Below are 16,079 nucleotides of genomic sequence, written 5' to 3' on the forward strand. Positions count from 1 at the left end.
TGTTTCTATTTTATTTTTGAATTTTTTCTGTTTCTACAACACGAAGACCTTTTCGTTCTAAGTGAGTAATAATTTCGTTTTTAGTATCTTCTGTTACACCGACTGGTAAGGAAACGAGCACGCGGCGGATAAAGTCTTCTGTTTGATTATCTAGTGTAATTAAACTTGAGATACTTGAGTAACGGTCAATTATTTTGGTGATTTTTGTTAAAGCGCCTTTTACTTCTCCGGTTGCTATAGTAAGAACATAACTGGTCGTTTTGACATTCCATCCATCTTGAAGCAAACCAAGTAATTTACCATGCGTTAAAATCCCATAGAAATGACCTTGTTCATTTAAAACAGCAATATAAGGTAGTTCTTTAATGGTAAAAAAGACTTCAAAGAAAGATGCGTTGACACTAATGTGTTTCGTTGCATTTTTAATTAAGCTCATTACAGGGTCACTTAAACTCCCACCATTTGCTGCATGCTTGTAAATATGCATTTTATAAATATTACCTAAGAATTTTTCGCCTTTTTCGTCTAATACGGGAACACAGCGATAACCAGATTCTTCTAGTAAATTGATAGCCTCTTGTAAAGTTGCATCGCCGGGAACGGTTGTTAAATTTATTTTAGGGATACAAAGGTTTTTTATCAACATGTTATTCACTCCATTCTTCTTCCTTTTTATTTTAACGTAAAGTAGGACTTTTGTATAGAAAATCACTATTCATTGTCTCGATAATTCGGAAAAAATGCGATTAATTACTTATATAAATGGAAACTTTTGGCTATAGGTTTAAATTTTCTAAAAAAAGTGTATTATTAACTATGCTATGTAAATTTATAAACCGAAAGAAGGACGTTAAAAATGCAAAAAGAAATGTTGAATTTTGATTATTATAACCCTACTCATATTATTTTTGGTAAAAATCGTTTAGAAGAATTAAATGAGGTTATTCCTCAAGATAAAAAAGTTTTGTTACTTTATGGTGGCGGTAGTGTTAAGCGTTTTGGTACTTTAGATAAAGTAAAAGAAGTGCTTAAATCACGAGAAGTAGGCGAATTTGGTGGAATTGAAGCGAACCCTACATACGAAACATTAATCAAAGCAATTAAATTAGTGAAAGAAGAAAACTATGACTTTTTGCTTGCTATTGGTGGCGGCTCTGTTATTGATGGTACAAAATTTGTTGCTGCAGGTGCATTGTTTGATGGGAATCCAATAGACATTTTTGGTAGTGGAATTGGTGAAAAACGTCCTATCACACAGGCGCTTCCTTTTGGAACTGTTTTAACTCTCCCAGCAACTGGTTCTGAAATGAATAGTGGTGGTGTTATCACTTTTGTTGAAAAGAAAGCGAAACTTGGCTTTGGTAGTGCGTATACTTTCCCAGTTTTCTCTTTACTTGACCCGGAACTCACATACACTCTGCCAAAACGTCAATTAGCGAACGGAATTATGGATGCATATGTACATGTTATGGAACAATATATGACGTATCCAGTTGGTGCTTTGCTACAAGATCGTTATGCCGAAAGCTTACTACAAACATTAATTGAAATTGGTCCAGATGTTATTGATGAAGATAATCATGATTATAATACACGAGCTACTTTCATGTGGTCTGCAACCAATGCACTTAATGGAACCTTATCTAGAGGCGTTCCGCAAGACTGGGCAAGCCATGGTTTAGGACATGAAATTACAGCACTTTATGGAATTGATCATGCACGTACGTTAGCAATTGTACTTCCATCCCTATTAAATGTTCGTCGTAATGAAAAACATGATAAATTAGTACAATATGCTGAGCGAGTGTGGGGTATTGCAGACGGTAACGATGATGAAAAAATTGATGCAGCGATTCTGAAAACACGTGAGTTTTTTGAAAGTTTAGGTGCAGGGACTAGATTTAGCGATTATGGTCTTGGTGAAGAAGTAGTAGATGTACTTGTGGACCAACTAGAACGTCATGGTTTAACAAATATTTCGGAACACGGTGATCAAACTTTAGAAGTCTCTCGTCAAATTTATAAAAATGCTTTATAATGGTAAACGAAACTTTTCGTAACTAGCATAAACTGCATTTACTTAATTTAATATGAAAAGAGATGAAAGAGGGCGAATTTTCTTGAGTACAGAGAATGCATCAAAGGAAAAAACATTTTTTGGGCATCCGCGTGGACTCGCTACCTTATTTAACACGGAATTTTGGGAGCGATTTTCTTACTACGGGATGCGAGCAATACTTATCTATTATATGTATGATTCTGTTGCAAAAGGTGGGCTAGGATTTGACCAAGCTACCGCGACAGCAATTATGTCTATATATGGATCACTTGTTTTTATGTCAGGAGTTATAGGCGGCTGGTTTGCAGACCGGGTTCTTGGACCACGACAGACTATTTTTTATGGTGGCGTATTAATAATGGTTGGGCATATTGTCCTTGCGCTTCCTAATGGTGGAGCAACTGCTCTATTTGTTTCAATGGCATTTATTATCTTAGGAACTGGTTTACTTAAGCCAAATGTATCTAACGTTGTTGGCGATTTATATCCAGTAGGAGATAATCGTCGAGATGCTGGTTTTAGTATTTTTTACATGGGGATTAATTTAGGTGCTTTTATTGCGCCGTTTATTGTTTCCGCGGTTTCTGACAAAGCTGGTAGTTTCCATGCTGGTTTTAGTGTGGCAGCCGTTGGTATGGCAGTTGCGCTAATCGTTTATGTTCTTACAGGAAAACGTTATTTAAAAGAAGCAGGTAAAAAAGTACCCAATCCACTTCAAAAATCCGAAACTATTAGCCTTATTTTAAAAATTGCAGGGATTATTGTGGGAATTGGTATTTTAATCGCCATTTTAACTATGATTACTGGTAGTTTAACTATTAATACTATTATTCTTGCAGTAACTGTTATGGGAGTTGGCGTTCCACTTGCTTACTTTATCATGATGATGACTAGTAAGAAAACAGAAGCAGATGAAAAATCCAGATTAACTGCATACATACCGTTATTTTTAATTGCCGTTCTATTTTGGATGATTGAAGAACAAGGATCTAGTACGTTAGCAATTTTTGCTGCTGAAAGAACAGATTTATCCATTGGTAGTTTTCAATTAAATCCAGCTAATTTTCAATCACTTAATCCTGTATTTGTTATTATTCTTTCACCAGTTTTTGCATGGATTTGGACAAAACTTGGAGATAGACAACCATCTACACCGCGTAAATTCGCGTTAGGATTATTTTTCGCTGGTTTATCTTTTGTTATTATGATGTTCCCAGGAATTATTCATGGAAATACAACAACACTTGTAAGCCCGCTTTGGTTAGTATTAAGTTTCTTCATCTGTATTTTTGGTGAAATGTTTATCTCGCCAGTTGGTTTATCAGCAACTACAAAATTAGCGCCAAAAGCTTTTGCATCTCAAACAATGAGTCTTTGGTTCCTGTCTGACGCAATGGGACAAGCGTTTAACGCACAAGCAACGCAGTTCTTTAGCGCCGATACAGAAATTGCTTATTTTGGAATAACTGGCTTTGTGGCCATAGCCTTCGCAATAGGATTATTCATTTTAGCGCCATTCTTGAAAAAATACATGAAGGGCGTTCATTAAATAAATGCAAAAAACACTTTCTCGATATTTGGAGGAAGTGTTTTTTGTTCATATTTTTATTTCCAAAAATATTTATACTAATCATGACAAAATCTAAAAAAATCAGGAGTTTTAAATGGATGTTCAAAGTTACTTTTAAATTAATTAGTTTGCCATTAACTCCTAAGATTGCTAATATTAAAGGGAGAAGTGATAATTTAAAGGAGTGTATACATGGAATCATCAGGTAGGGTAGTTATTTATTTAACGAGACATGGAAAGACGATTTTAAACACACTTGATCGGGTACAGGGCTGGGCTGACTCGCCGCTCACCGAAGAGGGAGCACTTGTTGCGCATGATTTAGGTCATGGCTTAAAAGGCACTAATTTTGTAGCCGCTTACGCAAGTGACCGCGGACGGGCCATCGAAACAGCACGAATAGTAATGAAAGAAAGCGAGAACCATCATTTAAAACTGGAACAATTACCTGAAATACGTGAATTTGGTTTCGGTAAATTTGAAGGGGAATATAACCAAACAGTTTTAAAAATGGTTGCGAAAGCACATGGTTTTGAATCAATTGAAAGTTATTACGATAAAACTGCTGCGAACAATTCTAATATCGTGATTGATACGGTCCACAAAATGGATGAAACTGGAATGACAGAAAACTCGGCTATTTTTGAAAAAAGATTGGCTGCTGGGCTGGATACAATTCTCCAAGACACGCAGAATCGTGGCGGAGGAGAAGTTTTAGTCGTTGCGCACGGTATGGTTATTCACCGAATTATTGAAATGATTGATCCAAGTAAAAATTTAAGAATTATCGAAAACGCTAGTGTGACAAAAGTGATTTTTGAAAATGGAGCTTATTCTATCGAAGAACCAGGAAATATGTTTTATGTAGAAGCAGGAAAAAAAGCGCAAGGAGGAGTTTGAGTGGCAACAGGAAAACTGAATGTGTACCTAGTTAGACACGGTAAGACGATGTTTAATACATCTCGTCGTGTGCAAGGTTGGTCAGATACACCTTTAACAAAAGAAGGAATTGAAGTGGCGGAATTTTTAGGTCGTGGATTACGAGAAGTTCCTTTTGAGGCGGTTTATACAAGTGATCGTGGTCGGACAATTGAAACAGCTGGAATTATTATACGCGAAAGTAAACAACCACATTTGGAAATCAATGAGTTAAGTGATTTTCGGGAATTTGGTTTTGGTAAATTTGAAGGGGAATATGAAGATGTGATGTTTGGGAAAGTAATGGAGCACTTAGGTTTTCATTCACTTGAAGAGGCTTTTGAAAAATTCGGCGATGATGGTTATCAAATTATTTCTGAAACAGTTGAAAAATTGGATAAAACTGGAATGTCTGAAACTTGGGATGCCATGGTTGCTAGATTGAAAAAAGCTTTAGAAATAGTTAGTGAAGAAAATCATGTAGAAAATGCGAATGTTTTAGTTGTTTCTCATGGAATGGCGATTAATACGATTATTTCTTTCTTTGATAAGTCTATGATTAATCCTGAATTAGCTAATGCGAGTGTTACAAGACTTGGTTTTGAAAATGGCAAATGGACCATCGAAGCTGTTAATGATTTGAGCTACATTGAAGCCGGAAAATTAGTTTTAGCATAAAAAAATCCAGAATGGTCTAAAAGCCATTCTGGATTTTTTTTGTTATTTTACGAATTTAATGCAAACTGGTTCTGGAACTTTTACGTCTTTTTGAAGTAAAGTAAGAGCGCCAGTTTCTTTATTTACACCAAAAACAGTGACGTTATTGCTGTTTTCGTTTGTTGCAACTAAGATATCGCCAGTGTAATTAAGGTCAAAATCACGAGGACCCACGCCTTCAACTGGTGTTGTTGCTGCTAGTGTTAATGAGCCATTTTCTGCAACGGCATAACTAACGATAGCATCTTGGCCACGGTTAGAAACATATAAGAAACGACCATCTGGAGAAATATGGATTGCGCTTCCTTTATTTTCTTTGTCAAAACTTTCTGGAAGAGAAGCAATTGTTTGGATAACATTCAATTTGCCAGTAGTTTTATCATATTCAGCAAAAATAACTTCGGAAGTTAATTCTGTCATGATATACACATATTTAGCATTTGGATGAAAAACAAGGTTACGAGGGCCGCTTCCAGCTTTCACATCTAATTCGGTTACTTTTTCAAGTGTTCCTGCATTAGCGGAATAAGTAGTTACTTTGTCTGTTCCAAGATCACATGTGATAACATATTTTTGGTCTGGTGTGAAACCAGCAAAGTGTGCATGTGGTTTTTCTTGACGTTCGTGAACGCTTTTACCAGTATGTTGAATAGTAGAAACAGAAGATTTTATTGCGCCATTTTCTGTTGGGTAGCTAACAATTGTACCTAAGTGATAATTAGCTGAAACGACGATAGAACCGTCTTCGGAAGCGTCTACATAACATGGCGGGTTGCCAGTTTGTACATCTTGATTAATGAACTTAAGTGAACCGTCCTCTTCAATTGAAAAGGCTGCGACACCACCTTTATCACCATCTTTTGCTACGGAATAAACGAATTTTTCATCATCAGAAATTTTTAGATATGTGGGATTGTCCATTTTTCCAGCTAATTTATTTTCTTTAATTTCGCCTGTAGTTTTGTCGATTACTAAGCGATAGATACCTTGACTTTCGGCTTTGGTATATGTACCAATATAAGCAGTTGCTTCATTATTTGACATGTCTTTTCCTCCTATATAAGATATTTCCTTATTAATTATAGCATAGTGAAGAAAGGATAGAGAAACATCGCGTTTATTGCATTTTCGTTACTTTTCACTAACTTAAGTTGTTTTTAGTCTTTAATGAAATGTTTTTGTAACAAAAGTATTGACTTGGAAATAAAAGTAATGTAAAATGTAGTTATCCCATAGAGATTGTTATTTGAAATAAGTTGGTTAAAAATAAATCACTTCCCCCATAGAAATATTTTTAATCACTTAAGACGAATAAACACTCCTTAAATATAGTTGTAGCACAGAATTTCCCAGGTTCTGTGCTATAATTATGTAGAATTAGAGATGTCCTGAAAATAGGCTCTTTTTTTTATGTCATCAAAGAAAGAGAGGATAAATAAATGTCCATTCAAACAGTTTTTGGAAATGAAAAGTATAATTGGGTCAATATTGATACAGATAAAACGACGAAACTAGAAGAAATTTATGCCACTTATAAAATCGACGAAGAAGTAATTGCTTATTCTATAGACAGAAATGAACGGGCTCATTTTGAATATGATCAAAAAACGAATACTTTTGTCGTTGTCTTTAATGTACCTGACCAAAGAAAAATCGATAATCATTATGAAACAATTCCAATGGTTTTTATTATTAAAGATACACAGTTACTTACTATTTCGAACAAAAATAATCAGTATATCGTGAAAAAAATGAATCGTTATTTGGAAGAAAATACAGAGGTAACTATTTTGCAATTTTTATTTAGTAGTTTGTATCTTGTTATGGATTCGTTTTTTCCATATGTAGAAGAGATGGATGTTGATCGAAAAACAATTAATGATAAGTTAAAAATTAAAACTACGAAAAAAAACTTGCTATCTTTATCTGATTTAGAAACTGGAATCGTTTATTTTTTATCAGCTTCCAAGCAAAATGCGGCTTTATTAGAGCAAATGAAAACACATTTAATCTACCGAGAGATGAATGAAGTGGAGAAAGAACAATTTGAAGATGCTTTAATAGAAGCGCGACAACTGGTAGAAATGACTGAACTAAGCTCCCAAATATTGCAACAATTATCGGGAACTTATAATAATATCTTAAATAATAATTTAAATGACACGATGAAAATATTGACGGCTTTATCTATTTTGCTTACTGTTCCTACCATTATCACTGGTTTTTTTGGAATGAATATGCCACTTCCGCTTGAACATAATGCTTTTGGATGGATGGTCGCTATCTTTATTAGTGTGTTACTTTGGTTCGGACTCTCGTTTGTTTTACGAAAATTAATGAAATAAAAGCTCTTCTTTCCAGCGAAAGAAGAGCTTTTTTTAAATAATTCCTTGTGCAATCATGGTATCTGCTACTTTTAGGAATCCGGCAATATTGGAACCAATAACGAGGTTGCCAGATGCGCCGTATTCACTTGCAGCATTGCTTGAATTTTTATGAATATCTTTCATAATATTTTGCAAGTGTTCATCAACGGTTTGGAAAGTCCAACTCATTCGTGTGCTATTTTGAGCCATTTCAAGAGCTGACACTGCAACTCCACCAGCATTTGCGGCTTTTGCAGGTCCAAATAGTACTTTATTTTCATGATAAATATCCACTGCTTCAAGTGTAGATGGCATATTTGCACCCTCGGCAACAGCGATAACGCCATTTTTTACTAGTGCACGAGCTTGATCAGCGTTTATTTCATTTTGAGTAGCACAAGGTAATGCGATATCACATGGCACTGACCATACGTCGCCGCCTGCATAATATTCAGCAGATGGATGAATGATTACATACTCACTAATACGTTTGCGCTCTACTTCTTTTAATTGTTTAACTGTTTCTACTTTTATACCTTCTTTGTCATAAACAAAGCCTGCTGAGTCACTACATACGATTACTTTTGCACCAAGTTCATGTGCTTTTTCGATTGCATAAATGGCCACATTACCTGAACCAGAGACAACAATTTTCTTGCCACGGATAGTTTCGCCGGCTGCTTCTAACATTTCCACGGTGAAGTAAACAAGTCCATAACCAGTTGCTTCTGTACGAGCCAAGCTACCACCGTAAGATAGACCTTTACCAGTTAAAGTGCCTGCATCATAAGCGCCACGAAGACGTTTGTATTGTCCGAATAAGTATCCAATTTCACGTCCGCCAACACCGATATCACCTGCTGGGACATCTGTATCTGGGCCGATATGTTTTTGTAATTCTGTCATAAAACTTTGACAAAAACGCATTACTTCTGCGTCTGATTTGCCTTTTGGATCAAAATCAGAGCCACCTTTGCCGCCACCGATTGGTAAGCCAGTTAAGGAATTTTTGAAGATTTGCTCAAAGCCAAGGAATTTTACGATACTACCTGTAACGGAAGGGTGAAAACGTAAGCCACCTTTGTAAGGCCCAATTGCGCTATTAAATTGTACGCGATAGCCGCGATTTACATTTACTGCGCCAGAATCATCCACCCATGGAACTCGGAAACTGATAAGGCGTTCGGGTTCTGTTAACTGCTCTAAGATACCATTTGCTTCATACTTAGGTTCTTTTGCCAAGGCAGGGATAACAGAGTTTAAGAATTCTTCTACTGCTTGGTGGAATTCGGTTTCCCCAGGGTTCCGCTGCTTAATTGTTTCAAACACACGAGCTGCATATTCTTCCGCTGCTTTAGTGTCATTTTGGATAGTGGATGTTTGTGCCATACTATAATCGCTCCTTGTTTAAATATTTTGACTATAAGGAAAAATAGAAAACTAGACACAGATACATACGATGTTATAAATGAATAAAACATCCGCTTGTTTGTGCCAATTAGGTCAACTTTTCTTACCTATGTTGTTAGTTTACACATTGTTGAGAATATTTTCAAGCATAAAAACCAATTTTTCTGAAATTTTTTAAAATCAAGTTAATGAGAGCGTTTGCTCATTTTTTGAAGATGAAATGATTAGATAATTGAGTGATTTTTGTCATTTTAAAAAGCTAACATTGCTTTGTGAGGGATTTTAAAAAAATATAACCGCACCAGGGGGATGCGGTTAAAGGGAGTATTAGGGAGAATAATGTTAAAGCAACGTCAAGGGATAAGACGAATTCGGATACAGAATGAATGCTTTAACATTATTTTGCTTTCTTTTGGGAAATAAAAGCTCTCCTCATAAATAAGTATATAAAAGAACTCCTAAATAATCCTGTGCTTCTTCTTACAATAATATTCTTTAAGGTTACGAAAATGTCATGTTTTATAACTCATCAATTTCTTTACGATCACGAGTGGTACTTAGTTTTCCTTCACGGCGCTCTAATTCAGCTTGAACACTAGATAAAGAAACATTTTTTTCTGCTAAGAGGACAAGCAAATGATATGTTAAATCAGCCACTTCATTAACTAATTCTTGGTTATTGTTTTTAGATGCAATAATTACTTCGGTCGTTTCTTCGCCAACTTTCTTGAGGATTTTATCTAGTCCTTTTTCAAAGAGATAATTAGTGTAGGAACCTTCTTTAGGTTGTTCTTTGCGCTTTTTGATTTCTTCATATAAATCATTTAGCATTTAATCGCCCTCCTTAATAAGATGGAAAAAGCAGCTTTTTTTGCCGGTATGACAGGCCGGGCCGGTTTGATTTACACGAATGAGCAGAGTGTCGTTATCGCAATCGGTCCAAATTTGTTTAACTTTTTGAGTATGTCCACTTGTTGCGCCTTTGTTCCAAAGTTCATTTCTAGAGCGCGAAAAAAACCAAGTATAGCCTGTTTCAACTGTTTTTTGGTAACTTTCTTCACTCATATAGGCGAGCATTAGGACTTCACCATTGTGGTCATCTAGGATAATAGTAGGGACAAGGCCTTTAGAAAAATCAATAGTTATCATGGACGGATATTCACTCCTTTTTCAAGTAAGGTATTTTTGACATGTGTAATGCTAAGTTCGCCGTAATGGAAAATACTTGCGGCGAGTGCGGCGGTTGCGCTTGTTTGTTCGAAAACTTCCACCATATGATTGGCATTGCCACAGCCGCCTGAAGCGATGACGGGGACGGAGACTGCTTCAGAAATGGCTTTTGTGAGTGGAATATCATAACCGTTTTTAGTACCATCGCCGTCCATACTTGTTAGCAGGATTTCGCCAGCTCCGAGGCCAACTGCTTTTTTAGCCCACTTAACGGCATCCAGTCCAGTGTCCTCTCGTCCACCTCTTGTGAAAACATGCCAATTTGTGCCGTTCCATTTAGCATCAATGGCCACAACGATACATTGATTGCCGAATTTTTTGGCACCTTCTTGGATGAGTTCTGGACGTTTAATTGCAGCGGAATTGAGCGAAATCTTGTCGGCGCCAGCTTGTAGAAGTTCTTTCATATCGGCCACGCTACTAATACCACCACCAACTGTAAGCGGAATGAAGACTTGCTCGGCGGTTCGTTCGACGACATCAATCATTGTTTGACGCAGCTCGACGGTTGCTGTGATATCAAGAAAAACAAGTTCATCTGCACCAGCTTCATTATATGCTTTGGCGATTTCGACAGGGTCGCCCACATCTGTTAAGGAAACAAAATTTACCCCCTTTACAACGCGACCAGCTGTCACATCAAGGCAGGGAATGATTCGTTTAGTAAGCATGATTTTCCACCTCTGTGACATCTGACATTGAAATATGACCATTATAAAGCGCTTTTCCCGCAATTGCTCCGTATAAACCGAGTTGGGAAAGAGCTTCTAAATCAGCGCGACTACTCACGCCACCAGAGGCTATTAAATGAATGTTTACATGTTTTTGTAAGGCAGCCATCTGTTCTAAATTAGGACCTGTTAGCGTGCCATCACGGCTAATATCGGTGTATATAATTGTTTCTACACCCACTTTCTCCATTTGTTTAGCTAAATCTAAATAGTTTACTTGACTGACTTCTAACCAACCACTCGTTGCGACATAACCATTTTTAGCATCAATTCCAACGGCTATTTTTGGTCCGTATTTTTGAACTGCGGCGTGTAAAAAATCTGGATTTGTTAATGCAGCAGAACCGATAATAACACGGTCAATGCCAGAATCAAGATAATAATCTACTTGTGCCAAACTTCGAATACCTCCACCAACTTGAACAGGAACAGTGGCAGCTTCTTTCATTTTTTGGATGATTTCTAGATTAACAGGACGTCCTTCTAATGCGCCGTCTAAGTCAACGATATGCAAATAAGTTGCACCACCAGTGGCAAATGCTTTTGCTTGGGCAATCGGATCTTCATTGACAATCATTTTTTTTGAAAAATCGCCTTGAAAAAGTCGGACGCATTGTCCATTTTTTAAATCTATTGCAGGGAAGATTTGCATGAACGAATGACCTCCTTAAATCCTTTTAAAATTTCAAGACCGATTTGTCCGCTTTTTTCAGGATGGAACTGAGCGCCGTATATATGACCATTATTTATCATGCCAGGAATTTCAACAGAATAGCCACTAGTTGCAATAATGTATTCTGGTGGGCAATTGGCGTAATAGGAATGGACATAATAAACATATTCACCATCCACTTTTTTTGTGAGAGGAGTTATGCGCTTATTTTCTAATTGATTCCAGCCCATGTGTGGAATGACAAATTTGGGTTCGTCGGGTAGTTTTTCAGCATAACCAGGAATAAGCCCTAGCCCTCTAGTAAAGACATGCTCGTTACTCGATTCCAGCAAAAGTTGCATACCAAGACAAACGCCAAGAATTGGTTTGCGTAATACTGCAATTTCTTTTAATGTCACATCAAGCCCACGTCGAATCAATTCTTGCATGGCTTCTGGGTAAGCTCCAACCCCTGGCAAAATAACTCCATCAGCTTGTAAAATTTCTGTTTTATTACTAGAAATTTTGTTTTGTAGTCCAATGAAATCAAGTGCTTTACTGATGCTCTTCGTGTTTCCTGTATCATAATCAATAATTACAATCATTTAAAGGACCCCTTTAGTAGAATTTACGCCTTTGATTTCTGGGTTAATGGTGATTGCTTCACGAAGAGCACGACCAAATGCTTTGAAAAGTGATTCGATTTTATGATGTGTATTTTTGCCATAAAGAACGCGAAGGTGGAGATTCATCCCTGTGTTAAAGGCAACTGCTTGGAAAAATTCTTCTACTAATTCTGTGTCAAAATCGCCGAGTTTAGGATTTGTTAATTCAGCGTCAAATACAAGGTAGGAACGACCGCTTAAATCCAGCGCGCAAAATCCGAGTGATTCGTCCATAGGGACATAAGTCGACCCATAGCGATTAATACTCGCTTTATCACCCAGTGCTTCTTTTAAACATATACCAAGCGTTATGCCAACGTCTTCCACGGTATGGTGCGCATCGACACGCGTATCGCCATCTGCTTTTACGTTTAAATTAATTCTGCTGTGTTTGGCAAATAAGGTGAGCATATGATCCAAAAATCCAATTCCAGTAGCAATTGTTGATTCTGCTGCTGAATCTAGGTTAATGGAAAGCTCAATTGATGTTTCTGCGGTCACTCTGGTTTTAGTTGCTGTTCTCATTTAATTTTCCTCCTCAAAACGAATTTGAATGGCTTTAGCGTGGGCATCCAGACCTTCTTTAGTAGCAAGTAGCACTATGGCATCTTTTTCTTTAGCAAGCGCTTCTTTTGTGTAAGAAATAAAAGAAGAACGTTTGGTGAAATCTTCTACGCCAAGTGGAGAAAAGAATTTGGCGGTTCCGCTTGTTGGTAAGACGTGGTTCGGGCCAGCAAAATAGTCGCCAAGTGGTTCTGAGGCATAGCTTCCTAAGAAAATAGAACCAGCGTTTTTAATTTGATAGAGATAGTTCATAGGATTTTCAAGTTGTACTTCTAGATGTTCAGGAGCGACTTCATTCATAATATCGAACATTTCTTGCTTACTGCTTACGACAATGATGTGCCCATTCGTTTCAATGGATTTCTGAGCAATTGCTTTTCGAGGTAGTTTTTCTAGCTGTTTATCCATTTCAATTTGTGTTTGCCGGGCGATTTTTTCACTTGTTGTGATTAAGATAGCACGGGATAAAATGTCGTGCTCTGCTTGGGAGAGTAAGTCAGCAGCTATGAAAGCGGGATTGGCGGTTTCATCTGCGAGCACAACGATTTCGGATGGACCAGCAATCATATCGATATCGACTGAGCCAAAAACTTCGCGCTTAGCAGTAGCAACATAAATATTCCCAGGACCAACGATTTTATCTACTTTAGGAATAGATTCTGTTCCATAAGCAAGAGCCGCGATTCCGTGAGCACCCCCAACTTGGTAAATTTCATCCACGCCAGCTAGTTCTGCCGCCGCTAAAACGTACGGATTAACTCCATTATCTCCAGGAGGTGTAATCATGACGATGCGTTTTACTCCAGCGATTTTGGCAGGCAATACATTCATTAAAACAGAGGATGGATAGGCAGCTGTACCACCGGGAACATAAACTCCAACAGTTTCTAGTGGGCGAATCAATTGTCCGCGAATGACGCCATCTTTTTCGTTATCAAGGAAAGCATGTTGTTTTTGCTTGCTGTGGAAACTTTCAATGTTTGTTTTTGCTTGCTGAAGAGCATCAAGGAAGGCGGGTTCGACTTTTGCTGTAGCTGCTTGGAGGAGAGAGTTTGGGACGCGTAATTCGCTTAGCTGTACGTTATCAAACTGGGAGGTGAAATCCAATAAAGCTTGGTCACCAATTGTTTTTACTTTGTCGATGATTGCTTTTACCTCGGTTTCCACTTGAAGTGAAGTACTAAGGTTGTTTTCATTTTTGAGTTCCTTTAATATCGTGTCTATTGTTCCGGTTAAACGTTTCATTTGGTACGCTCCTCCTTTATCGCTTGTTCTAATTGGTCGATTAGTTGGAAAATTTGCGTTTTATTTTGTTTTAAGGAAGCTTTATTGACAATTAGGCGGGCTGAGATAGGATACATTTTTTCATAAATAAGTAAGCCATTTTCTTTTAAAGTAGAACCAGTCTCGACGATATCGATGATAGCATCGGCAAGTCCAAGTACAGGCGCAATTTCAACGGAGCCTTCAATCTTGATGATTTCTACATCTTCCCCTTTTTCACGAAAAAATTTAGAAGCAACGGTTGGATATTTAGTGGCGATGATTTTTCGACGGTAGTTGCTTGGATCGAAATCAGGTGTCGAGGCCAAACAAAACTGACATTTACCAATCTCAAGGTCAAGCATTTCATAATGTGATTTGGACGCTTCCATTAAAACATCCTTGCCAACTATGCCAATATCTGCAACGCCATGCTTCACATAAGTCATCACATCAACAGCTTTTACTAAAATAAAAGAAACCGGTTGAGAATTACTATGGAAAATGAGTTTGCGTTTTTTATCCAACATAGAAGAACAATCAATCCCTGCTTTCTTCAAAAGAGCAACCGCATCTCGTTCTAGCCGTCCTTTCGTTAAGGCGATTTTCAAAGCCTTCATAAGTCTGCCTCCTTTTGAAAAATAGTCTGAATACCTTGGTTAGAAACATGGACAACGGTCGGAATGTGCCATTTTTGGGCAAAAGAGATGGCGTTTGTGGATGTATCAAAAAAACTTAATTCGCTATTTGGTGTTTCTTGCATGAGTTTTTCGGCTTGTGGAAGTGCATCTAGATCGTAGTGGATTAAAAGAATTGTAGGAGCTTGTTTTTTGATAATACCAGCGCGGTTTTGTAATGTTGTGAGGGAGTCGAGATTAAGTGCTAAACCAACTGCTGGAGAGGAAAAGCTTGTGAATTGTTCTAGTAAGTGATCATAACGACCGCCACTTAAAAAATTATCAGCAGCAAGGTCAGCATATCCTCTGAAAATAATACCTGTATAATAATGAAAATCTTGCACGAGTCCTAAATCGACACTAATATCTGCTGTGTAAGAAACAGCTTCTACGATAGTTTCCATTTCGCTCAGTGCTGTCAAAATTCCTTTATCTGTTGTTAAGTTTTTTGCTTGTTTTAAAATAGCCTTTGCAGGTCCAAATAATCGGGGTAACGCTAAAATAAAATCATCGAGTGTGCTTGGATTATTGGCAACAAATTGTTGAATGCCAGTTAAACTTTTATTTTGAATCAATAGTCGAAAATCGATTTCAGCAGTTTCAGGAAGGTTTAAAAGGTGGATGACACGTCTATAAATAGCTGCATGTCCAAGTTCAATTTGAAAATTCGGAATTTCTAACGCATTTAAGACCCCAATTCCACTTAAAATACATTCAATCTCTGCTTTAATCGAAGGATAGCCGACAAGTTCAATTCCGGCTTGTGTTTGTTCGTTTTGTTCGCCACCAAAGTCTTCATTTGCACGAAAGATTTTTCCGCTATAAGAAAGTTTTAAAGGAAGCGTGACACCAGTTGTACTAACGACTCGACCAATTGGAAGTGTCATATCTGGCCGAAGAACCGTCAATCGACCTTTTTCATCAAAGAAACGATATAACTTTGCATCCGCTTGATGTTCAGAGGAAAAGACATCTTCAAATTCAATAACAGGTGTTTCAATACGTTTAAATCCGCGTTTCTCAAAATAATGATTCACTTGTTGTTCAATTTTGTATGCAGCTTGGGCTTCACGAAAGAGTTTATCTCGAGTTCCAGTTGGCAAGTTCTTATTTAAGTTCATCTGGTGAGCTCCTTTACGATATTTTAGTTTATTAGCATATTAGCACGTTAAAGCATTTTTGTAAATAATGAATAGAAAAATAATTCCATATGGTATAATTAATCTAGCATTTAGCGCATTTAAGGAAAGAGGGTTG

17 protein-coding genes are annotated in these 16,079 nt (G+C 37.3%); 5 read left to right on the forward strand and 12 right to left on the reverse strand.

From position 1 onward, the window contains the following. Positions 1 to 10: 10 nt before the first annotated feature. Complete coding sequence (gene cbpA, locus LWE_RS02655; protein WP_011701363.1) at positions 11 to 646, reverse strand: cyclic di-AMP binding protein CbpA; 636 nt, start codon at positions 644 to 646, stop codon at positions 11 to 13. Between the two features lie 210 nt (positions 647 to 856). Here cbpA and LWE_RS02660 point away from each other — a divergent pair, with 210 nt between their 5' ends. The 4 genes from LWE_RS02660 (at position 857) to LWE_RS02680 (ending at position 5,225) form a co-directional block, all read left to right on the forward strand. Then, a complete protein-coding gene (locus LWE_RS02660; protein WP_011701364.1) occupies positions 857 to 2,038 on the forward strand; it encodes an iron-containing alcohol dehydrogenase in 1,182 nt (393 codons plus the stop codon). Between the two features lie 52 nt (positions 2,039 to 2,090). Continuing rightward, the gene (locus LWE_RS02665; RefSeq protein ID WP_049789853.1) at positions 2,091 to 3,608 is read left to right on the forward strand and encodes a peptide MFS transporter; all 1,518 of its coding nucleotides are present in this window, start codon (positions 2,091 to 2,093) and stop codon (positions 3,606 to 3,608) included. 213 nt (positions 3,609 to 3,821) lie between these two features. Then, positions 3,822 to 4,529 (forward strand): histidine phosphatase family protein, encoded by a 708-nt coding sequence (locus LWE_RS02675; protein WP_011701367.1) that lies wholly within the window; start codon positions 3,822 to 3,824, stop codon positions 4,527 to 4,529. Next, the gene (locus tag LWE_RS02680) at positions 4,530 to 5,225 is read left to right on the forward strand and encodes a histidine phosphatase family protein (RefSeq protein ID WP_011701368.1); all 696 of its coding nucleotides are present in this window, start codon (positions 4,530 to 4,532) and stop codon (positions 5,223 to 5,225) included. A 42-nt stretch (positions 5,226 to 5,267) separates the two neighbouring features. Here the strand turns inward: LWE_RS02680 and LWE_RS02685 are convergent, their stop codons facing one another. Beyond that, on the reverse strand, positions 5,268 to 6,308 hold the full coding sequence (locus LWE_RS02685) for a lactonase family protein (protein WP_011701369.1): 1,041 nt from the start codon (positions 6,306 to 6,308) through the stop codon (positions 5,268 to 5,270). 395 nt (positions 6,309 to 6,703) lie between these two features. On the opposite strand from LWE_RS02685, the gene LWE_RS02690 reads away from it, so the two are divergent. Beyond that, positions 6,704 to 7,609, forward strand: a complete 906-nt coding sequence (locus LWE_RS02690; RefSeq protein ID WP_011701370.1) for a magnesium transporter CorA family protein — start codon at positions 6,704 to 6,706, stop codon at positions 7,607 to 7,609. Between the two features lie 33 nt (positions 7,610 to 7,642). Here the strand turns inward: LWE_RS02690 and gdhA are convergent, their stop codons facing one another. The 10 genes from gdhA to LWE_RS02740 form a co-directional block, all read right to left on the reverse strand. Next, positions 7,643 to 9,019, reverse strand: a complete 1,377-nt coding sequence (gene gdhA / locus LWE_RS02695) for an NADP-specific glutamate dehydrogenase (protein ID WP_011701371.1) — start codon at positions 9,017 to 9,019, stop codon at positions 7,643 to 7,645. A 540-nt stretch (positions 9,020 to 9,559) separates the two neighbouring features. After that, positions 9,560 to 9,871 carry a phosphoribosyl-ATP diphosphatase gene (gene hisE, locus LWE_RS02700; protein ID WP_011701372.1) on the reverse strand — a complete coding sequence of 104 codons (312 nt, stop codon included), beginning with the start codon at positions 9,869 to 9,871 and terminating at the stop codon, positions 9,560 to 9,562. Next, positions 9,872 to 10,189: a phosphoribosyl-AMP cyclohydrolase gene (hisI, locus tag LWE_RS02705; RefSeq protein ID WP_011701373.1), complete on the reverse strand. Its 318-nt coding sequence runs from the start codon at positions 10,187 to 10,189 to the stop codon at positions 9,872 to 9,874. Continuing rightward, positions 10,186 to 10,941 carry an imidazole glycerol phosphate synthase subunit HisF gene (gene hisF, locus LWE_RS02710; RefSeq protein ID WP_011701374.1) on the reverse strand — a complete coding sequence of 252 codons (756 nt, stop codon included), beginning with the start codon at positions 10,939 to 10,941 and terminating at the stop codon, positions 10,186 to 10,188. The genes hisI and hisF overlap by 4 nt, the downstream gene beginning before the upstream one ends. Next, on the reverse strand, positions 10,931 to 11,653 hold the full coding sequence (gene hisA / locus LWE_RS02715; RefSeq protein ID WP_011701375.1) for a 1-(5-phosphoribosyl)-5-[(5-phosphoribosylamino)methylideneamino]imidazole-4-carboxamide isomerase: 723 nt from the start codon (positions 11,651 to 11,653) through the stop codon (positions 10,931 to 10,933). The genes hisF and hisA overlap by 11 nt, the downstream gene beginning before the upstream one ends. Next, the gene (hisH, locus tag LWE_RS02720; protein WP_011701376.1) at positions 11,632 to 12,258 is read right to left on the reverse strand and encodes an imidazole glycerol phosphate synthase subunit HisH; all 627 of its coding nucleotides are present in this window, start codon (positions 12,256 to 12,258) and stop codon (positions 11,632 to 11,634) included. The genes hisA and hisH overlap by 22 nt, the downstream gene beginning before the upstream one ends. Then, entirely contained in the window at positions 12,259 to 12,843 is a 585-nt protein-coding gene (gene hisB / locus LWE_RS02725; protein ID WP_011701377.1) for an imidazoleglycerol-phosphate dehydratase HisB, read from the reverse strand. It abuts the gene before it with no gap. Next, positions 12,844 to 14,127: a histidinol dehydrogenase gene (gene hisD, locus LWE_RS02730; RefSeq protein ID WP_011701378.1), complete on the reverse strand. Its 1,284-nt coding sequence runs from the start codon at positions 14,125 to 14,127 to the stop codon at positions 12,844 to 12,846. Then, on the reverse strand, positions 14,124 to 14,765 hold the full coding sequence (gene hisG / locus LWE_RS02735; protein ID WP_011701379.1) for an ATP phosphoribosyltransferase: 642 nt from the start codon (positions 14,763 to 14,765) through the stop codon (positions 14,124 to 14,126). Before hisG ends, hisD begins: the two co-directional genes overlap by 4 nt. Next, complete coding sequence (locus LWE_RS02740) at positions 14,762 to 15,943, reverse strand: ATP phosphoribosyltransferase regulatory subunit (RefSeq protein WP_011701380.1); 1,182 nt, start codon at positions 15,941 to 15,943, stop codon at positions 14,762 to 14,764. The genes hisG and LWE_RS02740 overlap by 4 nt, the downstream gene beginning before the upstream one ends. Positions 15,944 to 16,079: the final 136 nt, after the last annotated feature.

Origin of the sequence: Listeria welshimeri serovar 6b str. SLCC5334, from assembly GCF_000060285.1 — a bacterium.
Lineage (GTDB): Bacteria > Bacillota > Bacilli > Lactobacillales > Listeriaceae > Listeria > Listeria welshimeri.

What these genes read in the sequence shown, in the direction of transcription:
- LWE_RS02660 (WP_011701364.1), top strand. Translation starts at nt 857, where the DNA reads ATGCAAAAAGAAATGTTGAATTTTGATTATTATAACCCTACTCATATT.
- hisH (WP_011701376.1), bottom strand. Translation starts at nt 12,258, where the DNA reads ATGATTGTAATTATTGATTATGATACAGGAAACACGAAGAGCATCAGT.
- cbpA (WP_011701363.1), bottom strand. Translation starts at nt 646, where the DNA reads ATGTTGATAAAAAACCTTTGTATCCCTAAAATAAATTTAACAACCGTT.
- LWE_RS02740 (WP_011701380.1), bottom strand. Translation starts at nt 15,943, where the DNA reads ATGAACTTAAATAAGAACTTGCCAACTGGAACTCGAGATAAACTCTTT.
- hisB (WP_011701377.1), bottom strand. Translation starts at nt 12,843, where the DNA reads ATGAGAACAGCAACTAAAACCAGAGTGACCGCAGAAACATCAATTGAG.
- hisG (WP_011701379.1), bottom strand. Translation starts at nt 14,765, where the DNA reads ATGAAGGCTTTGAAAATCGCCTTAACGAAAGGACGGCTAGAACGAGAT.
- hisA (WP_011701375.1), bottom strand. Translation starts at nt 11,653, where the DNA reads ATGCAAATCTTCCCTGCAATAGATTTAAAAAATGGACAATGCGTCCGA.
- LWE_RS02690 (WP_011701370.1), top strand. Translation starts at nt 6,704, where the DNA reads ATGTCCATTCAAACAGTTTTTGGAAATGAAAAGTATAATTGGGTCAAT.
- hisF (WP_011701374.1), bottom strand. Translation starts at nt 10,941, where the DNA reads ATGCTTACTAAACGAATCATTCCCTGCCTTGATGTGACAGCTGGTCGC.
- hisD (WP_011701378.1), bottom strand. Translation starts at nt 14,127, where the DNA reads ATGAAACGTTTAACCGGAACAATAGACACGATATTAAAGGAACTCAAA.
- gdhA (WP_011701371.1), bottom strand. Translation starts at nt 9,019, where the DNA reads ATGGCACAAACATCCACTATCCAAAATGACACTAAAGCAGCGGAAGAA.
- hisI (WP_011701373.1), bottom strand. Translation starts at nt 10,189, where the DNA reads ATGATAACTATTGATTTTTCTAAAGGCCTTGTCCCTACTATTATCCTA.
- LWE_RS02675 (WP_011701367.1), top strand. Translation starts at nt 3,822, where the DNA reads ATGGAATCATCAGGTAGGGTAGTTATTTATTTAACGAGACATGGAAAG.
- LWE_RS02665 (WP_049789853.1), top strand. Translation starts at nt 2,091, where the DNA reads ATGAAAAGAGATGAAAGAGGGCGAATTTTCTTGAGTACAGAGAATGCA.
- LWE_RS02685 (WP_011701369.1), bottom strand. Translation starts at nt 6,308, where the DNA reads ATGTCAAATAATGAAGCAACTGCTTATATTGGTACATATACCAAAGCC.
- hisE (WP_011701372.1), bottom strand. Translation starts at nt 9,871, where the DNA reads ATGCTAAATGATTTATATGAAGAAATCAAAAAGCGCAAAGAACAACCT.